Annotated in this window: 17 protein-coding genes; 12 read left to right on the top strand and 5 right to left on the bottom strand. The window is 72.9% G+C overall.

The genetic code is table 11. The features are described from left to right. The first annotated feature begins 187 nt into the window (after positions 1–187). The 10 genes from LGR69_RS26195 to LGR69_RS26150 all read left to right on the top strand — a co-directional run bounded on the left by LGR69_RS26195 (position 188) and on the right by LGR69_RS26150 (position 13,865). A complete protein-coding gene (locus tag LGR69_RS26195) occupies positions 188–1,201 on the top strand; it encodes an endonuclease domain-containing protein (protein WP_230367859.1) in 1,014 nt (337 codons plus the stop codon). Then, entirely contained in the window at positions 1,198–1,902 is a 705-nt protein-coding gene (locus LGR69_RS26190; protein ID WP_230367858.1) for a hypothetical protein, read from the top strand. Before LGR69_RS26195 ends, LGR69_RS26190 begins: the two co-directional genes overlap by 4 nt. Further along, positions 1,899–5,042: an ATP-binding protein gene (locus tag LGR69_RS26185; protein ID WP_230367857.1), complete on the top strand. Its 3,144-nt coding sequence runs from the start codon at positions 1,899–1,901 to the stop codon at positions 5,040–5,042. Before LGR69_RS26190 ends, LGR69_RS26185 begins: the two co-directional genes overlap by 4 nt. 94 nt (positions 5,043–5,136) lie before the next feature. Then, entirely contained in the window at positions 5,137–5,865 is a 729-nt protein-coding gene (locus LGR69_RS26180; RefSeq protein ID WP_230367856.1) for a TetR/AcrR family transcriptional regulator, read from the top strand. Positions 5,866–5,980: 115 nt separating this feature from the next. Beyond that, the gene (locus LGR69_RS26175; protein ID WP_230367855.1) at positions 5,981–9,175 is read left to right on the top strand and encodes a bifunctional cytochrome P450/NADPH--P450 reductase; all 3,195 of its coding nucleotides are present in this window, start codon (positions 5,981–5,983) and stop codon (positions 9,173–9,175) included. 166 nt (positions 9,176–9,341) lie between these two features. Further along, a complete protein-coding gene (locus tag LGR69_RS26170) occupies positions 9,342–9,683 on the top strand; it encodes an SPOR domain-containing protein (protein ID WP_230367854.1) in 342 nt (113 codons plus the stop codon). 46 nt (positions 9,684–9,729) lie between these two features. After that, positions 9,730–10,467 carry a hypothetical protein gene (locus LGR69_RS26165; protein ID WP_230367853.1) on the top strand — a complete coding sequence of 246 codons (738 nt, stop codon included), beginning with the start codon at positions 9,730–9,732 and terminating at the stop codon, positions 10,465–10,467. A 62-nt stretch (positions 10,468–10,529) separates the two neighbouring features. Next, complete coding sequence (locus tag LGR69_RS26160; RefSeq protein ID WP_230367852.1) at positions 10,530–10,937, top strand: integron; 408 nt, start codon at positions 10,530–10,532, stop codon at positions 10,935–10,937. Between the two features lie 306 nt (positions 10,938–11,243). Next, positions 11,244–13,346 carry a M48 family metalloprotease gene (locus tag LGR69_RS26155; RefSeq protein ID WP_230367873.1) on the top strand — a complete coding sequence of 701 codons (2,103 nt, stop codon included), beginning with the start codon at positions 11,244–11,246 and terminating at the stop codon, positions 13,344–13,346. 6 nt (positions 13,347–13,352) lie between these two features. Then, a complete protein-coding gene (locus tag LGR69_RS26150; protein WP_230367851.1) occupies positions 13,353–13,865 on the top strand; it encodes a hypothetical protein in 513 nt (170 codons plus the stop codon). 48 nt (positions 13,866–13,913) lie between these two features. Here the strand turns inward: LGR69_RS26150 and LGR69_RS26145 are convergent, their stop codons facing one another. Further along, entirely contained in the window at positions 13,914–14,414 is a 501-nt protein-coding gene (locus LGR69_RS26145; protein ID WP_230367850.1) for a hypothetical protein, read from the bottom strand. Continuing rightward, positions 14,407–14,628 carry a hypothetical protein gene (locus tag LGR69_RS26140; protein ID WP_230367849.1) on the bottom strand — a complete coding sequence of 74 codons (222 nt, stop codon included), beginning with the start codon at positions 14,626–14,628 and terminating at the stop codon, positions 14,407–14,409. Before LGR69_RS26140 ends, LGR69_RS26145 begins: the two co-directional genes overlap by 8 nt. Positions 14,629–14,753: 125 nt before the next feature. On the opposite strand from LGR69_RS26140, the gene LGR69_RS26135 reads away from it, so the two are divergent. Together LGR69_RS26135 and LGR69_RS26130 are read left to right on the top strand one after the other, a co-directional pair. Beyond that, entirely contained in the window at positions 14,754–15,254 is a 501-nt protein-coding gene (locus LGR69_RS26135; protein ID WP_007568010.1) for a hypothetical protein, read from the top strand. A 71-nt stretch (positions 15,255–15,325) separates the two neighbouring features. After that, the gene (locus tag LGR69_RS26130; protein ID WP_307355803.1) at positions 15,326–15,967 is read left to right on the top strand and encodes a hypothetical protein; all 642 of its coding nucleotides are present in this window, start codon (positions 15,326–15,328) and stop codon (positions 15,965–15,967) included. Between the two features lie 226 nt (positions 15,968–16,193). Here LGR69_RS26130 and LGR69_RS26125 read toward each other — a convergent pair whose 3' ends face one another. From LGR69_RS26125 to LGR69_RS26115, 3 genes are all read right to left on the bottom strand, one after another. Then, the gene (locus tag LGR69_RS26125) at positions 16,194–20,363 is read right to left on the bottom strand and encodes a peptidoglycan-binding protein (RefSeq protein ID WP_230367848.1); all 4,170 of its coding nucleotides are present in this window, start codon (positions 20,361–20,363) and stop codon (positions 16,194–16,196) included. Positions 20,364–20,985: 622 nt separating this feature from the next. After that, positions 20,986–22,404: an amidase gene (locus LGR69_RS26120; protein WP_230367847.1), complete on the bottom strand. Its 1,419-nt coding sequence runs from the start codon at positions 22,402–22,404 to the stop codon at positions 20,986–20,988. A 10-nt stretch (positions 22,405–22,414) separates the two neighbouring features. Continuing rightward, a complete protein-coding gene (locus tag LGR69_RS26115) occupies positions 22,415–23,335 on the bottom strand; it encodes a DUF1028 domain-containing protein (protein WP_230367846.1) in 921 nt (306 codons plus the stop codon). Positions 23,336–23,338 lie beyond the last annotated feature (3 nt).

Below are 23,338 nucleotides of genomic sequence, written 5' to 3'. Positions count from 1 at the left end.
ATCCGGCCACGGCCCGCAGGGTGCCGGAATGGCGGGCGGGCGTGAATCCGGCGGTGAAACACCCGAACATCCGTCCCCGGTGCGACAACCTAAGAGCCCCCGAGGGGCTTGCTGGTCCCCGGCGGGATGTGGTCAGAAATCCCGCTGTCCGGATCGCAGGAGCGAACGTGCGGATGCCACGGCCCTGATGCCCCTCGCCGACGAGCCTGCGCCGGGTCTACCGGGTGTGTCGCCGTTGCCGATGCTGCCGGTCGCGGACTTGTCCGGCCGGATCCTCGGGCTCGGCGCCGGGGAGCGGCTGGTCCTCGTCGGCATCGGTCTCGACGGAATCGGACCGTATCTCGACGCCTCCGAGGCCGCGCACAGCCTGCTGGTGCTGCGCATCGCCGGGCGCCGCAGCGCCGCCGCGATCCTCGACGGGCTGCTCGACGACCTCGCGGATCTCACCCTGGCGCGCTGGCCGGACTGGCAAAGTCCGCCGCACGCGCCGACCGCCCCCGAGCCGCACGGCCCCTGGCTCAAGGCCGCGGCCAAGCACGCCGCCGCGGGACGCCCGCCCCGGTTCCGCCGGGCGGCCCGGAGCCTGGAACTTGCGCAGCTGATGCGGGCGGTGGCGCCTTCGGGCCTCGTGCTGGTGGCCGAGCTCGATCCGGCCGCCCCGGAGCGCGCCGCTCCGGTCATCGAGGTGCTCGAATGGTGCCGCCGCCACGGCACCGCCGTCGCCGCCCTGTTCCCGAGCGCGCCGCCGCCGGTGCCGCCCTACGACCGCGCGCTCTACGGCGCCCACGCGGTCCAGCGGCCCCCGGCTCCCGTGGAGGCCCGGTTCCTCGCCCCGCCCTCGCGCGCCCATCCGGCGAGCGCGGTCGAGAAGCGCGTCGAGGCGGCCCTGCGGGCGGATGCGGAGCTCGGCCCCCTGTTCTCCGGCAACGCGACGGTGGCGCTGCCCCGGTTCGGCACGCGGCCGCGGGTCGACCTGCTCTGGGCGGCGGGCCGCGTCGTGGTCGAGCTCGACGGCCCCGAGCACCGCCTGGACCCGACATTCAGTGCCGACCGCCACCGCGACTACGAGCTGCTGGCGGCCGGCTACCTCGTGCTGCGCATCACCAACGCGCAGGTCGAGACCGACCTGCAGCGCGCGGTGGAGAAGATCCGCGACGTGGTGCGCCTGCGCCGAACGTCCGAGGGAGCGATGATCCGATGAGTGCGCCGACACCTGCCCAGACCCTGATCCTGTGGTGCCTGCTGGCCCGGCACGGCCGGGCGCCGCAGGGGGAGGTGGTGCCGGCGGTCAAGAAGGCCGACCGCGAGGCGCTGGCCGCCGCCGGGCTGATCGCCGTCGAGAAGAGCGGGCGCTCCTTCGTCCTCTCCGTGACCGACCGGGGCTGGCACTGGGCCGGCACCCATCTCGACGCCGCGCTGCCGCCGGCCTTCCGGGTGATGCAGGACTGGCTGGCTCGGCTCGGCGGCCATCTCGAACAGAGCGGGCGGACGCTCGCCGACTTCATCGGCGCCCCGCCCGAGCCGGCTGAGCCCGCCGAGACGGCTCCGAAGAAAGCGTCGGCCAAAAAAGCCCCCGCCAAGAAGGCTGCCGGCGAAAAAACCGCCCGGCCGTCCGCGAAGAAAAAACCCGGGGCGGCCGCCCTGCGCGCCCGGATCGAGGAGGCCTATCTGGCCCTCACGGGCGGTGCCCGCGCCCGGGCCGTCCGGCTCAGCGACGTGCGGGCGCAGCTCGCCGAACTCGACCGCGCCACGGTCGATGCCGGCCTCGCCCGCATCCTCAAGGGCGACAAGACCGCCCGGCTGAGCCAGCTCAGCGACCCGAAGGCCCTGACGGCGGCCGACCGCGAGGCCGCCTACAGCCCGGCCGGCGAACCCTTCCACCTCCTCTGGATCCAGGCATGACCGACGCCCTCGACGCCCTGCGCCGGGTCGATTTCGACTGGGTGCGCACCCTCGACAGCGTCTGGACCGAAGCCGAGCCCACCGGCGGCCCGAACGAGGCCCTGGTGCCGCTGCTTGTCGGCCAGATGCATGACGAAGCCCGGACGGCCGGTCAGCGGGCACCCGCCCGCGTGCTCGTCGGCCAAGCCGGCATCGGCAAAACCCATCTCGTCGGCCAATTCCGGCACGCGGTCTGGAATTCGGGCGGCTGGTTCGTGCTGCTGGACGTGCTCGGGCTCACGGATTTCTGGCGCAGCGCGGCGCTCAGCTACCTCACTGCCCTGCTGCAGACCATGCCGGACGGGCGCCGGCAATCCGACGCGGTCCTGGCCGGTGTCGCCCGCCGGTTCAAGGTCGAGGCGCAGGTCGAGGCGGCGTTCAACACGCCCAACATGGATACCCGCCGAATCGTCGACCTGCTGGTCATGGCGCTGATGAAAGTCGATGCCGCACGCGCCTTGCAGCATCAGGACGTGTTCCGGGCGCTCTGCCTGCTGCGCGCCCAGGATCTCGGTACCATCGGCCTCGCCCATGCCTGGCTGCAGGGCTACGACGCCGACCCGGCCGAGCGGGCAGCCCTCGGCTTCAAGACGCCGCCGCCGGCTCCGGTCGATCTCGTGCGCGGCATGGCCTGGATCATGGGGCTCGGCGGCCCGACGCTGGTCGCCCTGGACCAGATCGACGGCGTCATCGACGCCAGCCGCCTCGCCGCCACGGACGACCTGGACGCCACCGTGAGCCTCACCGAGGTCTTGGCCGCGGGCATCCTCGAATTACACGAGGTTGGCGGCCGCGGCATGACCCTGATCAGCTGCCTGCCAGACTCTTGGTCGCGCCTGGAGGAACGTGGGCTCAAATCCTTCCGCCACCGCCTCAAGCCGCCGATCGCGCTCCAGGGGATGAACGACAAGGTCGCGGCCGCCGCGCTGATCCGCGGCCGTCTGGCCCCGGCCTATCGGGCCGCCGGCTTCGTGCCGCCGCATCCGGAATGGCCGTTCAGCCCCGCGGCGATCGCCGCCGCCGCCGAGGCCGGGATGATGCCGCGCACCCTGCTGATGCGCTGCGACGCCGTTCGCCGCGCCTGCCTGGCCCGGGGGACCGTGCAGGTCTGCCACGATCTCCTCCACACCGAGACCGGGCAGGCCAAGGCACCGCCGGAGAACGAGTTCAACCTCGACGCGGCCCGCAAACACGCCGGGATCGACGGGCTGCTCGACGACGAGGGCGGCCTCGGCGACCTGCTGCGCGCCGCCTTCGACCTCTACGCCCTGGAGGACGACCCGGAGGATGCCCTGGATGTGGCCAGCAAGGGCGAGCCAGAGCAGCGGATTCCGCCGCTGCACGGGCGCCTGACCTTCATCCACCGGGACGAGAACGACCGGGAGCGGCATGTCTGCTACCGGGCGCTCCAGCACCAGAACGCCATCGCGTTCCAGGCCCGCCTGCGGGCGGCGCTGACGGCGTCGGGCATCTCGACCCGCATCCCCGACCGGGAGTTGCTGATCGTCCGGCGGGGCCCGGTGCCCGGGGGCGACAAGACCCGGCACCTGGTCGACACCTTCAAGGCCGCCGGCGGCCTCCTGATCGACCCGGACGAGGCGGATCTGCGCACCTTCGTGGCCCTGCGCGACCTCAAGGCCAAGGCCGACGCGGAGGACCGCCGCGACCGGTTCGAGGCCTGGCTGCGGGCTCAGAAGCCCGTGCGCGCCACCGCGCTGTTCCACCAAGCCGGCCTCGCCGAGCCGGCCAAGGTTTCCGCGCCTGCGGCGTCCGCCCCGGCGACGAAGCCTGCGGACCCGGCGCCCAAGAAGGTGCCGACGGCGCAGCCCGCGGCGGTCCCCAAGGATCCCGTCAAGCCGCAGCCCGAGAGCCGCGCTGCGCCGGAGGCGATCCCGGTCGGGCGCCGGATCAACGCCGACGCCCAGCCGGTGAGCCTGCCGATCCGGCTGCTGCCGCGGCACACGGCGATCATCGCGGGCTCGGGCTCGGGCAAGACCGTGCTGCTGCGCCGGCTCGTGGAGGAGGCGGCGCTCGCCGGCATCCCGGCCATCGTGATCGACCCCAACAACGACCTGTCGCGGCTCGGCGATTCCTGGCCCGAGCGGCCCGCCGCCTTCACCGACGCGGATGCCGCCCAGGCGGCGGCCTATGCCGAGCGGGTCGAGGTCGTGGTCTGGACCCCCGGGGTGAATGCCGGCAACCCGCTGTTCCTGTCGGTCCTGCCCGACTTTTCCGGCATCGGCGCGGATCCGGACGAGCGCCAGCAGGCGGTCGAGATGGCCGCCGAGACGCTCGGCCCGCTGGCCGGCGCCAGGAAGGGCCTGCAGCGGGGCGTGCTGGCCGACGCCCTGCGGGTCTTCGCCGAGCGCGGCGGCGGCAGTCTGGGCGACTTCATCACCCTGCTGGCCGACCTGCCCGACGGGGTGAGCGACATCGGCGAGGCCGTCAAGCACGCGGCCAAGATGGCCGACGAGCTCCGGGCCGCGGTGGCGACCAACCCGCTGCTCAGGGTGAGGGGCGCGGTGCTCGACCCCAAGCTGCTGTTCTTCGGGGCCGATCCGGCCCGCACCCGGGTCTCGGTGATCAACCTGTCGGGCCTCGGCTCGGAGGCGGCGCGCGAGGATTTCGTGAACCGGCTGCAGATGACCCTGTTCGGCTGGATCAAGCGGAATCCGAGCCCGCGCGGCATGCTCTACGTGGTCGACGAGGCCCAGACCTTCCTGCCGGCCCAGCGGGCGAGCCCCAGCCTGGGCAGCGGCATCAAGCTGGTGGCGCAGGGGCGCAAATACGGGCTCGGGCTCGTGGTGGCGACGCAGGTGCCCAAGGGCCTGCACAACCAGATCGTCTCGAACTGCACGACCCAGTTCTTCGGCCGCCAGAGCGCCCCGGCGACGATCGCGGCCGCCCAGGAGATCATGGCGGCCCATGGCGGCGCGGCCTCCGATATCGGCCGATTGGGCGCGGGCGAGTTCTACTTCGCCACCGAGGGCTCGGGCCGCCCGGCCAAGCTCACCACGCCCCTGTGCCTGAGCTACCATCCGGCGAACCCGCCGACCCCCGAGCAGGTGGTCGCGGCGGCCCGGCGCTCGGCGGGGGCGTGACCCCGGGCCCGAGCGGATGACGGGCCTGAGCCGGGGCCCTTGCGGGCGCGCATCCCTTGATTAAGTGTACCGGCGTACATTTAACGGGGGATCGATGGCGCGCATCGACGAGCCCGCCGGCTGCGTGAGGAAGCGCCCGCGCGGACGACCGACCCGGGACCGGCCGGATGGCCGGCAGGGGCTGCTGCGGGCCGCGACCTACGCCTTCGCGGCCCACGGGTTCGACGGGGCGGATATCCGCAGCATCACGCTAGCCGCGGATGTGAGCCCGAACCTCGTGCGGGTCCATTTCGGCAGCAAGGCCGAGCTCTGGGAGGCCTGCCTCGACGCCATCGTGGCGGCGGCGCAGCCGACCATGGCGGAGGTCGCCGCCCTGGCCGCGGATCCCGGGCAGCCGCTCTACGACAGGCTCCGGGCCGTGATCGGCCGCGTCGCCGCCTTCTACGCGGCCCATCCCGACGTGCGCGACTTCGTCAGCCGGCACGGATCGGAGACGCCCGAGCGTGCCGCCCTGCTGACCGAGCGCCTCCTCCGGCCGGCCTACGAGACCACGCGCGCGCTGTTCGCCGCCGGCATCGCGGCCGGGATCGTCCGCAGCAGCCATCCGGCGCTGTTCTTCGCCCTCGTCAACAACGCGGTGAGCCAGCCGCCGGCCTTTCCGACCCTGCTGAACAGGCTCGCCCCGGAGATCGACCTCGCCGAGGCCCGGGCCCGCATGACCGAGACGGTGATCGCGAGCCTGCTGCACCCGGCGACCGACTCCGCACGCGCCCCCGCCACCCCCGCTCCAGAGACAGGACCGAACGAATGTCCCGCTTCCTGACCAAGCTCAGCCTCGCGACCTGCGTCCCCGCGCCGGAATCTCGCTGAGCGCCGGGCATCGCCGGCGCCCGGACCCGCCGCGCCCCACACCCCGGACGAAGCCAAGGATCTGTCCCATGGCACCGACCGCCTCCATCCCGCAGCCCCGTCCCCTGCCGATCGTCGGCAACCTGCCGGAGATCGACCCGAACGCCCCCGTGCAGAGCCTGATGCGCCTCGCCCGGGCGCACGGGCCGATCTACCGCCTGTCGCTCGGCGGCCGGAGCCTCACCGTGGTGAGCGCGCAGGCGCTCGTGAACGAGCTCTGCGACGAGGACCGGTTCGAGAAGAAGCTGCACCGGCCGCTGGAGATGCTCCGCGACCTCGGCGGGGACGGGCTGTTCACCGCCCGCAACGACGAGCCCAACTGGGGCAAGGCCCACCGGCTGCTGATGCCGGCCTTCGGGCCGCTGGGCATCCGCGCGATGTTCGACCGGATGGAGGACATCGCCGACCAGATGCTGCTGCGCTGGGAGCGGTTCGGGCCCGAGGCGACCATCGACGTCGCCGACTCCATGACCCGGCTCACCCTCGACACGATCGCGCTCTGCGCGTTCGATTACCGCTTCAACAGCTTCTACCAGAACGAGATGCACCCCTTCGTGGCCGCCATGGTCGGCGCGCTGGAGGAGGCGGGCGCCCGCGCCCGGCGCCCGGAGGTAGCCACGAACCTGCTGCTGCGCACCAAGCGGCGCTACGAGGCCGACATCGCCCTGATGCACCAGGTCGCCGACACGCTGATCGCCGAGCGCCGGCGCGACCCGGAGGCGGCCACGCGCCACGACCTGCTCAACCTGATGCTGGAGGGGCGCGACCCGGAGACCGGCGAGCGCCTCTCGGACGAGAACATCCGCTACCAGATGGTGACCTTCCTGATCGCGGGTCACGAGACGACGAGCGGCCTGCTCTCGTTCGCGCTCTACCTACTGCTGCGCAATCCGGACGTGCTGCAGAGGGCGCGGGACCAGGTCGACGCGGTGCTGGGCGACGGTCTGCCCCGGGTCGAGGACCTGCCCCGGATGCGCTACGTCGAGCAGATCCTGCAGGAGACGCTGCGGCTGTGGCCGACCGCCCCGGCCTTCGCGGTCGCCCCCAAGGCGCCTACGGTGATCGGCGGCCGCTACCCGGTGACGCCCGCCGACACGCTGCTGATCCTCGCGCCGATCCTGCACCGCGACCCGGCGGTCTGGGACGACCCGGAGGCGTTCCGGCCTGAGCGCTTCGCCCCCGAGGCTGCCGAGAGGCTGCCGCCCAACGCCTGGAAGCCCTTCGGCAACGGCATGCGCGCCTGCATCGGCCGCGGCTTCGCGCTCCAGGAGGCGCATCTGGTGCTCGCCCTGATCCTGCGGCGCTTCGAACTGACGGAGGCGGATCCGGGCTACACGCTGGAGATCGCCGAGACCCTGACGCTGAAGCCGCACGGCTTCCGCATCCATGCCCGCCGGCGCGGGGCCGGGCGACCGCGCAGCGCCGTCCCGACGGCACCGCAGCGGCCGATGACGGCCGGCCGCACCGGTACGTCTATGCGGGAGGCGACCACGCCGCTGCTCGTGCTCTACGGCAGCAACACCGGCTCCTGCCAGGCCTTCGCCGAGCGCATCGCGGGCGAGGCCGCGGGGCAGGGCTACGCCGCCACGTCCGCGCCGATGGACGACTACGTCGAGCGGCTGCCGAAGGAGGGCGCCGTCATCGTCGTCACCGCGTCCTACGAGGGGCATCCCCCCGACAATGCCAGGCGGTTCCTGGCCTGGGTCGAGGGGCTCGGACCCGAGGCCCTCGCGGGCGTGCGCTTCACCGTGTTCGGCTGCGGCAACCGGCAATGGGCGCGCACCTACCAGGCGATCCCGAAGCGCACCGACGCGGCCCTCGCCAAGGCCGGCGCGCAGCGCGTCCGGGAGCGCGGCGAGACGGATGCCGGCGGCGATTTCTTCGGCGGCTTCGACGCCTGGTATGCCGGGCTCTGGGCCGATCTCGGCCGGGCGCTGGGGCAAACGGGCGGCCGAGGGGGCGATCAGGAGGCGGCCGAGCCGGCCGGGACCGGCCTCGACGTGGAGATCCTGCGCTCCGGCCGGGAGACGGCCCTGCACCTGACCGACCTCAACCCGGCCCGGATCCTGGAGAATCGCGAGCTGGTCGACACGGCCTCGCCGCTCGGCACGTCCAAGCGGCACATCGAGATCGCGCTGCCGGCGGGCATGAGCTACCGGACCGGCGACTATCTCGCGGTCCTGCCGCGCAACCCGCGCCCGGACGTGGAGCGGGCGCTCCGGCGCTTCGGCCTGGCCGGGGATACGCGGATCCTCATCCGCAAGGGGGCGGGCACCGCCACCGCCCTGCCGGCCGGCTACCCGGTCTACGCCGCCGAAATCCTGGCCGATTACGTCGAGCTCGGCCAGCCGGCGACCCGGGCGCAGGTCGGCCAGCTCGCCGCGGCGACCCGCTGCCCGCCCGACCGCGAAGCGCTGGAAAAGCTGGCGCAGCCGGAGGCCTACGCGGCCGAGGTGCTGGAGAAGCGCGTGAGCCTGCTCGACCTCCTGGAGCGCGTCCCGGCCTGCGAATTGGCGTTCGGGGCGTTCCTGGCGGCGCTTCCGGCGATGCGGACGCGGCAATACTCGATCTCGTCCTCCCCTTTGCGCGATCCCGCGCGCTGCTCGCTGACCCTTTCGGTGCTCGACGCCCCCGCGCGGGCTGGCGGGCGCCGGCATCGCGGCGTCGCCTCGACCTACCTCGCCGGCCTGGAGCCGGGCGCACGCCTCTCGGTGGCGGTGCGGCCCTCGCAGGCCGCCTTCCATCCGCCCGAGGACCCCACCGTGCCGATCGTCATGATCTGCGCGGGCAGCGGCATCGCGCCGTTCCACGGCTTCCTGCAGGAGCGGGCGATCCAGAAGGCGAATGGCCGGCCGGTGGGGCCGGCCCTGCTGTTCTTCGGGGCGACCCACCCGGACGTGGATTACCTCTACCGCGACGAGCTCGCCGCCTGGGAGGCGCAGGGCGTCGTCTCGGTCCGGACGGCCTTCTCGCGGGCACCGGACGGCGACGTGCGCTACGTCCAGCACCGGGTCTGGCGGGACCGGGCCGACGTCGCCGACCTGTTCCGGGCCGGCGCCACGGTCTTCGTCTGCGGCGACGGCGAGCGGATGGCCCCGGCGGTCCGGGCGACCTGCGTGCGGATCTACCAGGAGGCCCGGGCCGTCACGCCCGAGGAGGCGGAGGCCTGGGCCGACACGGTCGAGCGGGAGACCGGCCGCTACGTCGCCGACGTCTTCGCCTGACCGCCCGCCGGAACCCTCGGCAGTTGCGGCTTGCGCCGCGCGGTGCTTCATTCCCGTCGAAACGCAACGGGAAGCACACGATGGGGCCTCGGCAAGTCGATCCGGGCGCTCTATCCAGCCGTCGCGTGAGGGATTCCCAGACGAACGCCGGGGTCGAGCAGCATCCATGCGTCTGTGCCTGATCGGAGTGCTCAGTCTCGTCTTCGCGGCCTCCGTGCAGGCCGCGACGCCGGCGGGGCCGTACTGGATCGTGGCCGGCTCGTTCGCGAATCCGGACTACACCCAGGTGCAGGACGCGGCGGTCCAGCGCGCCTCGGCGGCGGTCGCCCGGTGCGGGCTGGAGCCGTTCAACGATTTCTCCGGCAAGTTCGTGGGCTTCAGCAAGGGATTCGATGTCGTGGTGGTCGGCGGCTACGCGACCCGGGCCGCGGCCGAAGCCGATCTCGCGCGCCTGCGCCCCTGCGTGCCGACCGCCTACATCCGCCAGGGGCGCTATGCCGGCGAGTGAGCGCGACGGATCGGGGCTCCGCACAGGCGGGAGGAGGGGGGACAGGATGCCGGCGGCAATCCTTCGGTGCGGCCGTATCGTGGCCCTGGCGGCCCTCGGCCTCGCGGGCGCCGCGCCGTCTGCTCGGGCCGGCTGCAACTGGGCCGACGTCGTGAAGGCCGACGAGGCCCGGGCATCGACCGTGCGGGCGGGCGCGCTGCGCACCTACTTCGTCGAGGGCGACCCGAACAAGGGATGCCCGGACCCAAGCCCGGCCTGCCGGGGACGCGCCTATCTCACCGACGGCGACGCGGTGCTGACCAGCCGGAGCGCGGGGGGCTTCACCTGCGCCGGCTTTACCAGCGCCAAGGGCGTCCTGACGACCGGCTGGCTGCCCACCGGCGCCCTGGCGGCCCTGCCCGAGACGGCGGTCGCTCCCGCGGACCTCGTCGGGCACTGGATCGGCCAGGACGCGGACCTGACCATCGCGCCGGGGGCGGGGGACGCCCTCGCGGTCAAGGGCGAGGCCTCCTGGGGGCGGAGCGATGCGCGCCGCGGCGGCGAGGGCCCGTTCCATATCGGCGCGGTCGCCGGCACGGCGCGGCCCGAGAACGGCGTCCTGGCCTTCACGATGGGCGAGGACAAGACGCTGCCCTACGCGGCCGGGGATCCGGACGATTGCCGCGTCCGGCTGTGGCGGCGCGGCCCCTATCTCGTGGTCCGGGACAACAATGCCTGCGGCGGCGCCAATGTGAGCTTCACCGGCCTCTATGCCCGCCGGAGCGCGGCCCCGCCGCCGCGATGAGCGCCGTTCGATCCGCCTCGGACACCGCGTGCCCGGCGCCGCAATCAAGGGATCGCCCGTCCATGGTTCTGTTCCGAAGCCTGTCGCTCCTCGCCCTCCTGGCCCTCGCATCCCCCGCGGCGGCGCAGGGCCTGGACGTCCCGGTGACCGTCGGCGGCGAGGCCGAGCTGGATGCCTGCGACGCGGTCGGCGAGATCGTCGGCCTCGACCCGCGGGGCGACAACTTCCTCTCGGTGCGCAGCGGCCCCGGCGGCACGCCGTACCGGGAGATCGACCGGCTGCACACCGGCGACAAGGTCCGCCTGTGCGAGGCCCGCGGGCCCTGGAGGGGCGTGGTCTATGCCCCGCGCGACCGGACCGGCGGGGCGGAGTGCGGCGTGTCCTCGTCGATCCCGCGGCGCGCGCCCTACGCGGGCCCCTGCCGCGCCGGGTGGATCCATTACCGGTACGTCCGGAGCATGGCCGGCTGATCCGGCTCCTCGCGGCGCCGAAGGCGGACAGGACAACATTCTGTTGACGCGCCGGTCCGAGAAGGTAGAAATCCTGTCGCGCTGCGAAGAACACATTGAATTGTGCCCGACCTTTACGGGCGCAGGTCTGAAATCAAACGCTGCAATGTCTGTCAGGCCGTCCGTTCCGTCGTCGATCATCTTCCCGTTCTTGCGTCGCATCACCCCGGATCCTGTGCGCGTCAGGAGATGACCATTTCCGAGCCGTCGAAGCCGCCGCAGGCGCGGTCACGTCCCAGCGCCGTCCTGAAGCTCGTCGCGGCCACCGTGCTGCTGCCGCTCTGCCTCATGATGCTCGGCCTCTGGGAGCGGGAGCGCGGCGCCGACGACTGGGCCGCCTTCGCGGCCGAGGGCCGGCAGCTGGACCGGATCGTCGCGGATCTCGAGGCGCGCGCGCCCAAGGACGGGCGCATCGACTGGAGCATGCAGTTCCGGCGCAACGGCCAGCTCTACGGCGGCCCGCTCGCCCTGGACCAGGCCCGGGCAGCGCGGAACGAGGTCGCGACCCTGACCACCGTGATGGAATGGCGCCGCCTCCTGCCGCCGGTGGTGATCGTCGGGGGCGCCATCGCGGCCGCGCTCTCGATCCTGGTGCTGCTCGCCGGCACGCTGCTCGGCCAGGTCGGGCGGACGTCGCGCGATGCGCTGGTGCGCGGCTTCTCGCTGATGCGACGGGTGATCCCGACCGCGCTCTCGGCCCAGATCCTGGCGGCGACCGCCGGCTTCGTCGCCGCCGTGACGTTCGAGGCGGGCATGCTCGTCCAGACCGGCTTCAGCGCCGGCGCGCTGAAGCTCCTGGGGCTCGCGGTGGTCGTGGTCGGCGGCGCGGTGGTCGTCGCGGGCAGCACGGTGCTCGGCCTGCGGCGGGCGCTCAGCGCCTTCGAGCCCGATCCCCTGCCGATCCTCGGGCGCGTCGTCACGGCCGCGGAGGCGCCCGGCCTGTGGCGGCTGACCGAGGCGCTCGCCGACCGGCTGGGGGCGCTCAAGCCCGACGCGGTGGTGGTCGGCCTCGGCGGCGGGTTCTTCGTCAGCGCCGGCCCGGCCGAGCTGGAGCCCGGGGGCCAGCGTCTCGAGGGCCGGATCCTCTACCTGCCGCTACCCTACCTCGCCCTGATGCGGGTCGACGAGACGGCCACGATCCTCGCGCACGAGCTCGCCCATTATGCCGGCGGCGACACGGCCTACAGCCAGCGCTTCCTGCCGATCTACGCGGGCGTCGGGCGCTCCCTCGACGCGGTGGCGGCGGGCCATCACGGCTCGTTCAGCCTGCTCGGCCCGTCCCTGCGCCTCGGCGTCTTCGTGATGGAGCGCTTCCACCTCGCCGTGCGCCACTGGAGCCGGGCGCGCGAGTTCGCCGCCGACGCGGCGGGCGCGGGCGCCACCTCGGCCGAGGCCGCGGCGCGGGCGCTCCTGCGCACCGGCGCCGTGCAGCCGCGCATCGCCGAGACGCTGGACGCCGCCGCGCAGGCCCCCGATTCGGCGCCCGCGGACCTCGTGGCGGCCGTGCTCGACCGGGTCGCCGCCCAGGGGCTCGACGATCCCGGGGCGCATCTGGAGACCGAGCAGCCGCACCCGACCGACACCCATCCGACGACCCGCGACCGCGTCGCCGCCCTCGGGCTGACGATTGACGCGAACCTGATCGCCGCCGCCGCGGCCCGGCCGCCCTCGGACGCGCCCGGGCAGCTCGCCGCCTATTTCGCCGATCCGGCCGGGCTGTGCCGGGCCGCCACGGCCGATTTCCTCGCGGCGGTGCGGGCGCAGGATGCGGCGTTCCGGGCACATCTGGAGGCGACCGCCGCGGAGATCGAGGCCGACGAGAAGGTGCTGCACGAGAACCGCCGGCCCCAGGCCATCGTGTTCGTGACGGCGGGCATCCTGTTCGGCGTCGCGGCGCTGGCGCTGGCCCTGTTCGGCCTCCCGGGTCTCTCGCCGCAGGAGGCCCGGATCGTGGCCGCCGTGGCGCTCGTCTGCGGCGTCGCCCTCGGCGGCCCCGGCCTCTACCGGCTCCGGGACGGCGAGCGGGTCATCATGGCCCTGCGTCCCGAGGGGCTGCACGTGCCGGGCCTCGACCGGGCCATCGCCTGGGACGACATCGCCGACCTCGACATGACGCTGGACCGGCTCACGATGGTCACCCGCCTGCTGCTGCCGCCGGAGGTCGCCGTGCCGCAGCGGATCCCGGGCGGGCGCGGCATCAAGGTCGATCCGAAGCGCCGCATCGTCACGCTCAAGCACGGCCTGCCGCGCAAGATGAAACCGCAGGACTTCGCCGACCTGATCGGCCGCTATCGCGACGCCGCGCAGGCCCGGCGGATCCTGGCCGAGATTGCCGCCCGACCCGTTCCTCACGAGAGCCAGGTTGCCTGAGGCTGCATGACCGCGTCCCCGAACCGCTCCGAACCCTTGCGCCTGCCGCCCCAGGGCAACGGCTGGAGGGGCGCCCTCCGGGCGCTCATCGGCTTCGTGGCGCTCGGCGGTCTCCTGGTGGCGTGCCTCGTCCACACCACCCCGACCCTGCTGACGGATTGGCAGGTCCACGCCCGGGCGCGGGCCGTCCCCAACGCGCAGGTGAGCGCGGGCACGTGCAAGACCACGGTGATCGTCCATGTCTGCGACGTCACCGTGAGCCTTCGGACGCCCACCGCCACCGTGACCCGGGAGGTCAACTACCTGTTCACCGGCCTGCATGTCGGCGATTACAGCATCGCGGTGATGGCCGACCCGGAGCGTCCGGACCTCGTCACCACCGATCTCGGCCTCGATCAGCTCTGGAACCGTACGATCACCGTCTTGGCGATCGTGCTCGGGCTGGCCGGGATCATCGCGGCGGCCGGGTTCGCGATGATCCGGAACAGGCGGGCGGCGTCGGCTGCCGCCGCGGCGTGAGGCGGAGCGGTCCGTGGCGATGCGGAGTCCCATTCCGGCGGGGCGGCCTCAGGCCCCCGGGCTCGACCGGGACGCGCCGGCCGGCCTGTCGCGGCGGGCGCTCCGGTACCGCGTGAGGAGAAGCCGGCACGGCAGGATTGCGGCGAGACAGGCCATCCAGGCCGCGAGCCAGATCTCGTACAGAGCGGCGTCCATCGCCGATTCCCCGTCGAGGCCGAGCAGGGTCGCGAGATCCTGCGGGATCCCGGGATCCGTCAGGATCACCAGGCGCAGGGCCAAGGGCGAGAGCAGCGTCGCCGCCAGGATGAGGCAGCCCGCCCGGTACAGCGGGCGGCCGGCGCCCTCGAGGGCGCCGGCAAGGCCGCCCAGCAGCGCCGCGCCGAGCCAGAGCGCGGCCGGCAGCAGGCCCGAATCCTGCTCCGGCCCGGCGGGCAGGGCCGGAAACAGCAGGAAGAACGGCGCGAGGCCCAGGCCGAGCAGCAGGGCCAGGGGCGGGGCCCGGAGCAGACGCATCACCCGGCGGCGCGCCGGATCGTCGGCGTCAGCCATCCGGGTCGCGGGCCCGGTCGAGGGCGCGCAGCACCGCCGGATCGCTGCGGTAGCGCTGCCGCAGGCGCCGCTCGTCGGCCGCGACGGCATCGCAGGTCAGGGTCTTCACGGCCGCCGCGCCGGCGGGCTTTACCGGCTCGGCCCGCGGGGGCGCGGCCTGCTGGGCGACGACCGGGGCGGCCAGGAGCGCCGGTCGGATTGTCCGTACGATCATCCCACCCCGCCATCGAGACGCTGCACCGCCTTCACCGCGGGCGTTCCCGGCCGCGCCGCGTCATCGAACCATCACCCCCGGGCGGCAAGCCAAGGCCGCCCCAACCTGCAGAAGGACCCCACCGCATGATCTCACGCCGTCTCGCCCTCGCGGCTGCCGCAACCTGGCTCTGCGTCCCGGCCGCCTGGGCCGAGCCGACGGTCGGGCTCGCCGAGCGCCGGGCGATCGCCGCCTATCGTCAGGACCGGTATCCGGCCCTGGAGAAGGCGATCCAGGAGGCGGCGGGCTTTCCCGTGCCGGTCGAGGTGGCCTGGGACCAGCTGACGATCCCGGGCGACGCGCAATACTACGCGGACGACGCCTATTTCGGGAAGACGATCTTCGAGCCGCTGGCCGCCGGGTTGAAGGAGATCACCAAGGACCAGATGGGCCGCGATGCCCTGCACAAGGCGCTGAAGTCGATCCGGGTCCGCTACGACGAGGCGAGCGCCCGGGGCTCGAACTACGCGCTCGGGCTGAAGTTCGAGGGCGGAATCCTCGACGTGAACTGGCGTCCCTTCGCGAACGTGGCCGACTTCAAGCCCCGCGTGGACGCGGTGGTCCAGGTTCTGGAGAAGGGCCTCTGAGGGCGCGCGGCGGGCCACGCGGCCACCTCCGGTAGCCCGATTCCGGCGCCGTTCCGAAAGAGGATCCGGACTTGGGCACACGGCCCCGCGACCCGCCGCGCATCATGCCTGCGGGACCCGAACCGAGCGTCCGTTCCCGTGGGGCTCCGGCCCGCCTGATCGCCGCGCTGGGCGCCATGATCCTGCCGGTCGCGCCCGCGCCGGCGCGGCAGGAGCCGGCCGCCTATCCGATGGCCTGCCACTATGTCCGCACCGAGCTCGACCGCCATGCGCATTGCGCCCGCCGCGCCGGCGCGATGATACGCCTGGCCCCGGCCCACGCCGCCCGCCTGTCGTTCCGCCACGGCCTGGCCGAGGTCGCGATCCCCGGGCTCGGCTGGCTATGGGTCCGCCCCGACGGTCTGGGGCTGCCGGTCTTCACCCTCGACAACGGGCCCGATCCGTTCGCCCAGGGGCTCGTGCGCGGACAGTACGCCGGAAAGGTCGCTTTCTACGACCGGCGCCTGCGCCGCATGCTCGCGACACCCTACGATTGGGCCTACCCGTTCAACGCCAGGGGCCAGGCCCTGGCCTGCACGGGCTGCCGCTCGGACGGCCGGGTGCCGGCCTCCATGGTGGGCGGCCTGTGGAGCCTGATCGACCGACACGGCAGGGTCCTCGAGCCCCCCGCGGCGCGCGGCGGACGAGCCTTCACCCGATATTTCGGCCACTGAGCGCCTGGTTGCGCCGCGCCGGGATGCGATCGAGGCCGGGCGGCATCACCGGCCGCCGCCCGCCGCGGCCGGACGCAGCCGATCGGAGGAGGGCGTTCTGGAGCGATCGCGGATGCCGGGCGCCTTCGGGTCGTCCGGATGGATTCTCCGCAAACCGGGCGGCACGGCTCCGATCGGAGGCGGATGGCTGTAAGCGTCCGTATGGCAGGCCCGATCGTCCCGGGGCTCACGGCACGATCCAGCGGCTGGTGAAGCGCGCGCCCTGCTTGTAGCGGGCGAGCTTGGGGCCGGCCTCGTCGCAGAGCTCGCCGAAGGGTTCGCGGGTCACGTTGAATTCGGCATCGTTCACGAAGCCGGTGACGTAGCAGACGTCCTGGTACTCGCCCTTGATCCGGTTGCGCATCTTGATCCGGGTCGTGGCCAGGGCGGTCTCCAGCGGGCGATCCTTGTAGACGGCCGTGCCGTAGTCGAGGACATGGGTCTCGGCCGACATGAACTCCCAGCGGTCGTCGCGCTGCGCCTGATAGTGCCGGGCCAGCCTTGGATGGAGATCCATGAAGGCGGCGGGCTGGACACCGGTCGCGAAGGCCCGGGCCGCTTCGCCGAGCGTCTGCTCGAAGAACCGTGCGCGCTCGCCGTACTGGGCGCGCAGGGCCTGCTCCTGCGCTGCTCGCCGGATGCCGTCCTCGTTGGCCTTGATCTGATCGAGCTTCTTGCGCTCCTCCAGTTCGCGCTGCCGCTTGAACTGCTGCTCGGCGGTGCGCGTCTTGTCCTGCTCGATCGTGTCCCGGGTCTGAGCGACCTCGGACGGCTCGATCCAGAGCGGCAGGTAGCGGTGGGGGAGGCTGTCCCGGTTCATGGCCTCGTCGAGCGCAGCGAGGTCGGCGGTGGCGGCGTAGACTGCCCCGCACGCACCGCGCTTCACCGCGATGAACGCGCCGTCGGCCGAGGTCGGAGTGACGACCGGCCGGCCCGGCAACTCGTCCCCGATCCGGTCATTGAGGCGCGCGAGGATCGCGGCATGGGCCTCGGCATCCTGCGCGGTGACCTGGCAGAGGACGCTCGACGCGTTCGAGGCGACCATGACGCCGAAGCCGTCTCCGGTCCGGCCGCGGACGCGCGCCTCGACCTCGTTCGCCCTGGCGGCCTCGGCCTGTTTCGCGGTGGCCAGCGCGCTCGCCTCCACGATATCGAGCCGCGCGAACAGGTTGCCGTTGACCGCATCGACCAGGGTGATCACCCGATCGACCGGCTCCCGCAGCAGGCGCTCGCGCTCGGCGAAGATCAGATCCTGTTTGGCGAGATCGTTCGCACCGCAGGCGGCGAGCGGCAGGTCGGGCCTGGCCCCCAGCATCGCGCTCCGGTCGCGGATCTGGCGGTTCAGGAACACGTCGGACAGGGGCGCGTGGTACAGGCAGGCGGCGGCCCGCCCATCCTCGAACACCAATTCGCCGCGCAGGTTGCGCACGACCGAGGGGGCCTTTCCGCTGTCGTTGTACAGGATGATCAGGTCGCCGCGGTCCCCCTCCATCAGGAAGCGGCTCTTGGCCGTGACCGCTCGGGCGAGCCGCGCCGCCTCGTCGATGCGGCCGCGCTTCCCGGCATAGGCCTCGGCGAGCTCCTTCAGCCGCGTGTCGGGCGTCTCGGGGGCGATGGCGGCGACTTCGGCGACGAAGCCGCTGAGAAAGGTCTGCAAATCCTGCGGGATGCCGCCCCTCTGGGTGACCTCGGCCTCGTTCTGGTCACGCTTGAGCCGCTCGATCAGCGCCGTCCGGCTACGCTCGGCCGCCTCTTGCTCGCGCCGGCGCGCATCCTGCTCCCGATCGCGTCGTTGGGCGGCATCCTGCTCCGTCAGCGCGACCTGCGCCTTGGCGACCGCCTCCGGGGCGATCCAGATCGGCAGATAGCGGAAGGTGACGCCGTCGCGGGCAAGCCCCTTCACCAGGACGGCCAGATCCTTGGCGGTCCCGTAGACGGCCCCGCATTGGCCCCGCTTGATCGACAGGAACGCGCCGTCGGCGCTCGCCGTCACATGCGTGGTCGCCCCGCGCAGCTCGGCCCGCAACAGGCCCTCATGGGGCTGGAGCAGCTGGTCGTGCAGCGCCTTATCCCCGGCAGCGATCCGGCAGATCGTGCGCGATCCGGGGCCGAAGGCGAGCACGGCCAGACCGTCCGATGTGCCGCGTGCGACCTTGGTCTCGGCCTCGGTCGCGCGGATCCCCTCCGCCTGTCGCGCGGCCTCGATATCCGACTTCGGCACGGTTCCACCGAGCGTGAAGACGCCGGTATCGACCGCCGAGGCGATGGTGCCAAACAGGCCGGCCTGCGCGCGCAACGCCCCCCGCTCGAAGACCAGGAGGTCGGCGCTCTGGTGCTGGGCGGTGGTGCAGGGCGCCAGCGCGTCCTTGACCGGCGCACCGAGGCTGCGCGCCTTCGCGACGAGTTGCTCCAGGGCGATCCGGTCGGCGGGGGCCTCCGGCACGGCGCAGGCGACGGTCCGCTCGGGATCGAAGACGAGGTTGCCGTCGAGACCGCGCACCACCGCGGCCGCGCGGGGCGAGCTGTTGTAGAGCAGCAGGAGGTCGCCGGACTCGCCCTCCACCAGGAAGCGGTTCTTGTCGGTCACGGCCCGCTGAATCGCCTCGGCCTCACGCACGCGCGGCTCGATCTGCGTGAAGCGCTGCTGGATCGTCGCGGCGATCCTGGGCAGATCCCGCGGCGGCGCGGCATCGGCCTGCTGCAGAAGCACGGCGAGTTCCGGACGCAGATCCTCCGGCATCGGGCCGTTCAGCAGCGCCTGGACGCGCTTGCGCTGCTCGTCGAGCTGACGCTGCGCCTGCAGCCGCGCGGACCGGTCCCGCTCCTCGACGCCGAGGTCCGCAAGGTACGTCTCATAGCGCCGCGCCACCGCGTCGATGCGGGCGGGCAGGCCTGGATCCGTCGCGAGGATCGCGCTCGGCGCAGGGGTCGTGGTGCGGCCGAGCTTGGCCGCGATCCCGTTGCCGAGAAAGCCGTCGCCCGACAGGCCCGCGGCCTCTGCGAACGCCACGATGGCCCGGCGGGTGACGCCGCCGTAGACGCCGTCGGCGGTCGCGTCCGCGGGGAGGTAGCCGGCATCGCGCAGCCCCTCCTGAAGGCGGACATGCTCGTCGATCGACCGGTCGATCTCCTGCCGTGCCGAAGCCGGCCCGTCCCGGCCGACCCGGGCCGCCCAGGCGTCCTTCTGGCGCTGGTAGGTCGCCGCGATGCAGGGGACGGCCCTGGCCCGCAGCGACGCGGTGACCTTGCCGCTCTCTGGAATGCGGCAGGTCTCGAGCGTGCGCTTGACCAAGTCGTTCGACTCCGCCTTCAGCTCCGCGCCCGCGTCGGGCTTGAGATGCCGCAGCGCGTAGAATGCCCGCGCCATCTCCAGATCGACCCGGCGGAGGCCCGAATCCTCGCAAATGAGAATCGGCAAAGGTGTGTTCGCCCGCTCGCAATCGAAGGACGGCCCGAGATCCCGCGCCGCGGTCGGGGTCTTGGGCGGCGCCAGCGGACGCGGCGGCTCCGAGACCGCCGCGGCGTCCTTGCGCAGGTCGCTCAGGCGCTTGCGCAAGCCTTCGGGGGCATCGGGCCTGGTGCGGGCTTCGGCCTGGGCACGCAGGCCACCCATGCGATCGAGCGCGGATATGCGCAGGGTCTCGGCCTGGGACAGGGCGCCGAGGCTGCCGATCTCGCGGTTGATCGCATCCGTATCGGGCGCGGACGGGCCCGTGCGCGCCGCGAGCTGCTGCTCGATCCGACCCTGGAGCCGGGCGACCTCGGCGCGGACGACGGGCGAGGGATCGCGCAGGTAGTTCGCCAGCGACCCTTTGAGCACCTGGAGCTGCTCGGCCCGCCCCTGGGCCTCCGCCCGGGCCTGGCGCAACGCGCGTGCTTCACCCGTCTCGACATCCGCGACGATGATCCGCGTGCCCGAGAAATGCAGGTCGATGGCCTCGCTCGGCTCGACGGCCAGGACGCGGTTGTTGCCGTCGCGATAGGCGAACGACTGATTGCAGGTGGTGGTGACCGACCAGCCGTTCTCGTCGGGGGCCGTGCAGCTGAAGCCGCGCCGCAGGTTCGGCTCCGTGAACCGCCGGCACTCCGTGACGAACCCACCGAGACGATTGTCGTCCGGGCCGATGCCCCGCTGGATCAGGCCGGCAATGTCCGCATTCCGTCGTGCCAGGGCACGATCGAGGCAGGAGCGATCGGCATTGGGCAGCCGGGCCCTGGCATCCCGCGCCGCTTGAGCCTGGGCCGCGCCGAGGAGACCGCCGAAGATGTCGAGCGGCGTGATCTGGGCGCCGGCCGGGCCAACGGAAGCGGCCAAGGCCGCGAGCAGCAGAAAACCGCGCAGTCCGCCCCGGGCCATGTCCGCACCCTGCCGCCCCATTGTGATCTGTGTCGCCGGAACTGTCGTCCCATTCAAGTTTGCAAACGACACGCAGCACGGGATTGTCGCGTCTTCGTAAACGGCATCCAGGCTTGCTTCGGAATTGAGACTTGGTGAAACCGTAAGTCGCTGCACTGCCGCCGATGACAGCCATTGCACGTGCGGAGCCGGTGCACGATGACGCGACCACAGGCGCAGGCAATCGCGCTGATCGAATCGAGGGCCCGCTCCGGGGTTGTGCAGGATCCGCGCTGACCGAGCGGTCCGGTTCCGGCCGGATGTCCGGCTCGCGGTTGACGGGCTCGGGATGTGCACAACGACGGTTTCTGCAGACGACATGCCCCGCGGCACGCGGCCGAAGGCAACCTCGGACATGCTTACGCGGTCTTCTGCGCCCCTTCCGGTATCCGCGTTCCTCGCCGAACGGATGCGGATTTCCTTGCGGTGAGCGTGTCGATCGTCGAAGCGATCGACGCCGGTGTCGGTGCTTGTGGCGGTACCAGGGGCCGGCCCAGGGTGGTGGGAGACACGGCCGCGGCTGGTCTCGTGTGCCCTGGACTGTCACGGCCGAACGTAGGGCGGTGAAAGCATGCGGCCCTACTCAAAAAAACCCGGCTACGGTGCGCGCGCGCTGCGGGACCCGGCGCCACCAATCGTGTGCTTGCTCATACCGGTTCGCGAATCGGAGGACCGTGGCCTCTGCGAAGGGCCGGGCGGCGATCTGCAGGCTGATCGGTAGGCCGCGCCGGTCGAAGCCGCAGGGCAGCGCGATGGCGGGGAGGCCGGTCAGATTGAACGGATAGGTCAGGCGCCAGGATGCCGCGAGGACGCTCTCCGGCCGCCCCGCGAGCGCAACCGTCGTCTCGTCGGTCCGCCACGCGGTCAGCGGCGTGGTGGGGGTGACGATCACGTCCGCCTCGTCCAGCGCGGCGGCCATCTCGGCCATGATCAGCCCTCGGGCCTGCTCGGCCCGGAGGTAGTCCGGACCGGTCACGAACCGGCCCATCTCCACCAGGTCGCGGACGTCCGCGGCGAAGCCCGCCACGTGGCCCTGCGCGAGGTTGCGGTCGTGGTAGGCCGTGGAGGAGGCCAGCTCGATGGCGTAGATGGCGCCGAGCCCGTAACGCAGGGCGGGCACCGTGACGTCGCGCACCGGACAGCCCTGCCGGGCGAAGAAGCCGATCGCATCCTCCACCGCCGCGGCAACATCCGCGTCGATGGCCTCGAAGAAGTGGTTGCGGATCACCGCCACGCGCAATCCGCGGACCGGCGCGTCGAGCCCGGCCGTGTAGTCCGGCACGGGGGCGGTGGCGGCTGCAGGGTCGGCCGGATCGGGGCCCGCCAGGACCTGGAGCAGAAGCGCCGCGTCGGCCACCGTCAGGGTCAGCGGCCCGGCATGGTCGAGGGACCAGGAATGCGGGACGATCCCCGAGCGGCCGATCCGTCCGTAGGTTGGCTTGAGGCCCACGACGCCGCAGAGGGCCGCCGGGATGCGGATGGAGCCGCCCGTGTCCGAGCCGAGCGCTGCCGGACACAGCCGGGCCGCCACCGCCGCCCCCGAGCCGCCGCTGGATCCGCCGGGCACCCGCGCGAGATCCCAGGGGTTGCGCGTCGGCGGCGTGACCATGCCCCAGGCGAATTCGTGCATGCGCAGCTTGCCGAGGATCACGGCGCCGGCCGCCCGCAGCTTCGCCACGCAATGGCTGTCCTCCTGCGGGAAGGTCAGAGCCCCGACCGAGGTGCCCGCCCGGGTCGGCAGGTCGGCGGTGGTGTAATTGTCCTTGATGCCGATCGGGATGCCGTGGAGCGGCCCCCGCGGTCCCGTCCGGGCGATCTCCTCGTCCGCCGCCCGCGCCGCGTCGAGGGCGCTGGACGACAGGCATACGAAGCTCTGGAGGTCGCCGTCGAGGCGCCCGATCCGGTCGAGGTAGGCACCGACGAGCTCGACGCTCGACAGCTCCCGCGCCGCGATCCGCCGGGCGAGCTCCGTGATCGGCAGGGACCAGATGGCGTCACTCATCCAGATGGCGTCACTCATGGGGCACCCGGCGATAGGGAAGGCTCGGGTCGAAGACGACCGGGGGATGGACCGCCGCGAGGTCGAGGTCGCGCAGGGTTCGGATCTCGGCCAGGACCGGCGCGAATTGCGCATGCAGATGCGCGACCCGTCCGGCCGCTTCCGGGGGCAGGCCGGCGATCGCGTGCAGCGAGTCTATCGCGCCTGGAGCGACCGCGCCGGGCCGCTCCGCGGGCGGCCGCAGGAGCATCGCGGCGACGTCCTCCGGTAGCGCGCCGGCCGGACCGTCCCTCCGCGGCATCCCGGCCACGAAGGGCACGAGCTGCCGCCGGGCCACGGCGAGGATCCGGCGCAGCTCGGCGACGGGGGCGGCGTGCTCGTCGACGCGCAGGTCGAGGCACGGATAGTCCTCGCGCGCGACGATTCTCAGCGCCGCCGATTGCTTGCCGCGCCGGTCGCCGCCCGCGTCGTCGCCGGCCTCGAGGGCGCGCATCAGCCGTTCGTCGAGGTCGCAGCCGGCGCCGTTCTCGAAGGCCCGGGCCATGGCGTCGATCACGCCGGGGGCGGCCAGCATGTTGCCCTGCACGGCGTAGCCCGGTCCGGTGCGGTGCCCGGCCTCTGCCGTGCAGCCGGCGCCGGTCCAGGCCGCGGCGGCCCCGCCCGCATCCACGAGCCCGATCTGGCGCAGGTCCGACCGGTCGTCGGTCTCGAGCGCCGCGGCCAGGGCCGCGTCCGACGTCTGCCCTCCCGCAAGCCCGTCGAGGATGCGCAGGGCGAGGTAGGGGTTCACCCAGGATTGGGTGGTCACAGCCCCGATCCCCGCACGGATGTACGGGCAGAGGCCGCCCACAGCCGGCACGGCGCTCGCCACTGCGACGCCGAGCTGCCCGGTCCGGGAACAATGGGCGGCGATGGAGAAGGTGTTGAGTTCCATCGT

The organism is Methylobacterium brachiatum, from assembly GCF_020523825.1.
GTDB classification, from domain to species: Bacteria; Pseudomonadota; Alphaproteobacteria; order Rhizobiales; family Beijerinckiaceae; genus Methylobacterium; species Methylobacterium brachiatum.
Note: the sequence above shows the minus strand (reverse complement) of the source record. Positions and strands in the feature narration are given on the sequence as shown.

Excerpts from the sequence above, each read along its gene's own strand:
- LGR69_RS26195 (WP_230367859.1), top strand. The coding sequence starts at position 188 with ATGCCCCTCGCCGACGAGCCTGCGCCGGGTCTACCGGGTGTGTCGCCG.
- LGR69_RS26190 (WP_230367858.1), top strand. The coding sequence starts at position 1,198 with ATGAGTGCGCCGACACCTGCCCAGACCCTGATCCTGTGGTGCCTGCTG.
- LGR69_RS26185 (WP_230367857.1), top strand. The coding sequence starts at position 1,899 with ATGACCGACGCCCTCGACGCCCTGCGCCGGGTCGATTTCGACTGGGTG.
- LGR69_RS26180 (WP_230367856.1), top strand. The coding sequence starts at position 5,137 with ATGGCGCGCATCGACGAGCCCGCCGGCTGCGTGAGGAAGCGCCCGCGC.
- LGR69_RS26175 (WP_230367855.1), top strand. The coding sequence starts at position 5,981 with ATGGCACCGACCGCCTCCATCCCGCAGCCCCGTCCCCTGCCGATCGTC.
- LGR69_RS26170 (WP_230367854.1), top strand. The coding sequence starts at position 9,342 with ATGCGTCTGTGCCTGATCGGAGTGCTCAGTCTCGTCTTCGCGGCCTCC.
- LGR69_RS26165 (WP_230367853.1), top strand. The coding sequence starts at position 9,730 with ATGCCGGCGGCAATCCTTCGGTGCGGCCGTATCGTGGCCCTGGCGGCC.
- LGR69_RS26160 (WP_230367852.1), top strand. The coding sequence starts at position 10,530 with ATGGTTCTGTTCCGAAGCCTGTCGCTCCTCGCCCTCCTGGCCCTCGCA.
- LGR69_RS26150 (WP_230367851.1), top strand. The coding sequence starts at position 13,353 with ATGACCGCGTCCCCGAACCGCTCCGAACCCTTGCGCCTGCCGCCCCAG.
- LGR69_RS26145 (WP_230367850.1), bottom strand. The coding sequence starts at position 14,414 with ATGGCTGACGCCGACGATCCGGCGCGCCGCCGGGTGATGCGTCTGCTC.
- LGR69_RS26140 (WP_230367849.1), bottom strand. The coding sequence starts at position 14,628 with ATGATCGTACGGACAATCCGACCGGCGCTCCTGGCCGCCCCGGTCGTC.
- LGR69_RS26135 (WP_007568010.1), top strand. The coding sequence starts at position 14,754 with ATGATCTCACGCCGTCTCGCCCTCGCGGCTGCCGCAACCTGGCTCTGC.
- LGR69_RS26125 (WP_230367848.1), bottom strand. The coding sequence starts at position 20,363 with ATGGCCCGGGGCGGACTGCGCGGTTTTCTGCTGCTCGCGGCCTTGGCC.
- LGR69_RS26120 (WP_230367847.1), bottom strand. The coding sequence starts at position 22,404 with ATGAGTGACGCCATCTGGTCCCTGCCGATCACGGAGCTCGCCCGGCGG.
- LGR69_RS26115 (WP_230367846.1), bottom strand. The coding sequence starts at position 23,335 with ATGGAACTCAACACCTTCTCCATCGCCGCCCATTGTTCCCGGACCGGG.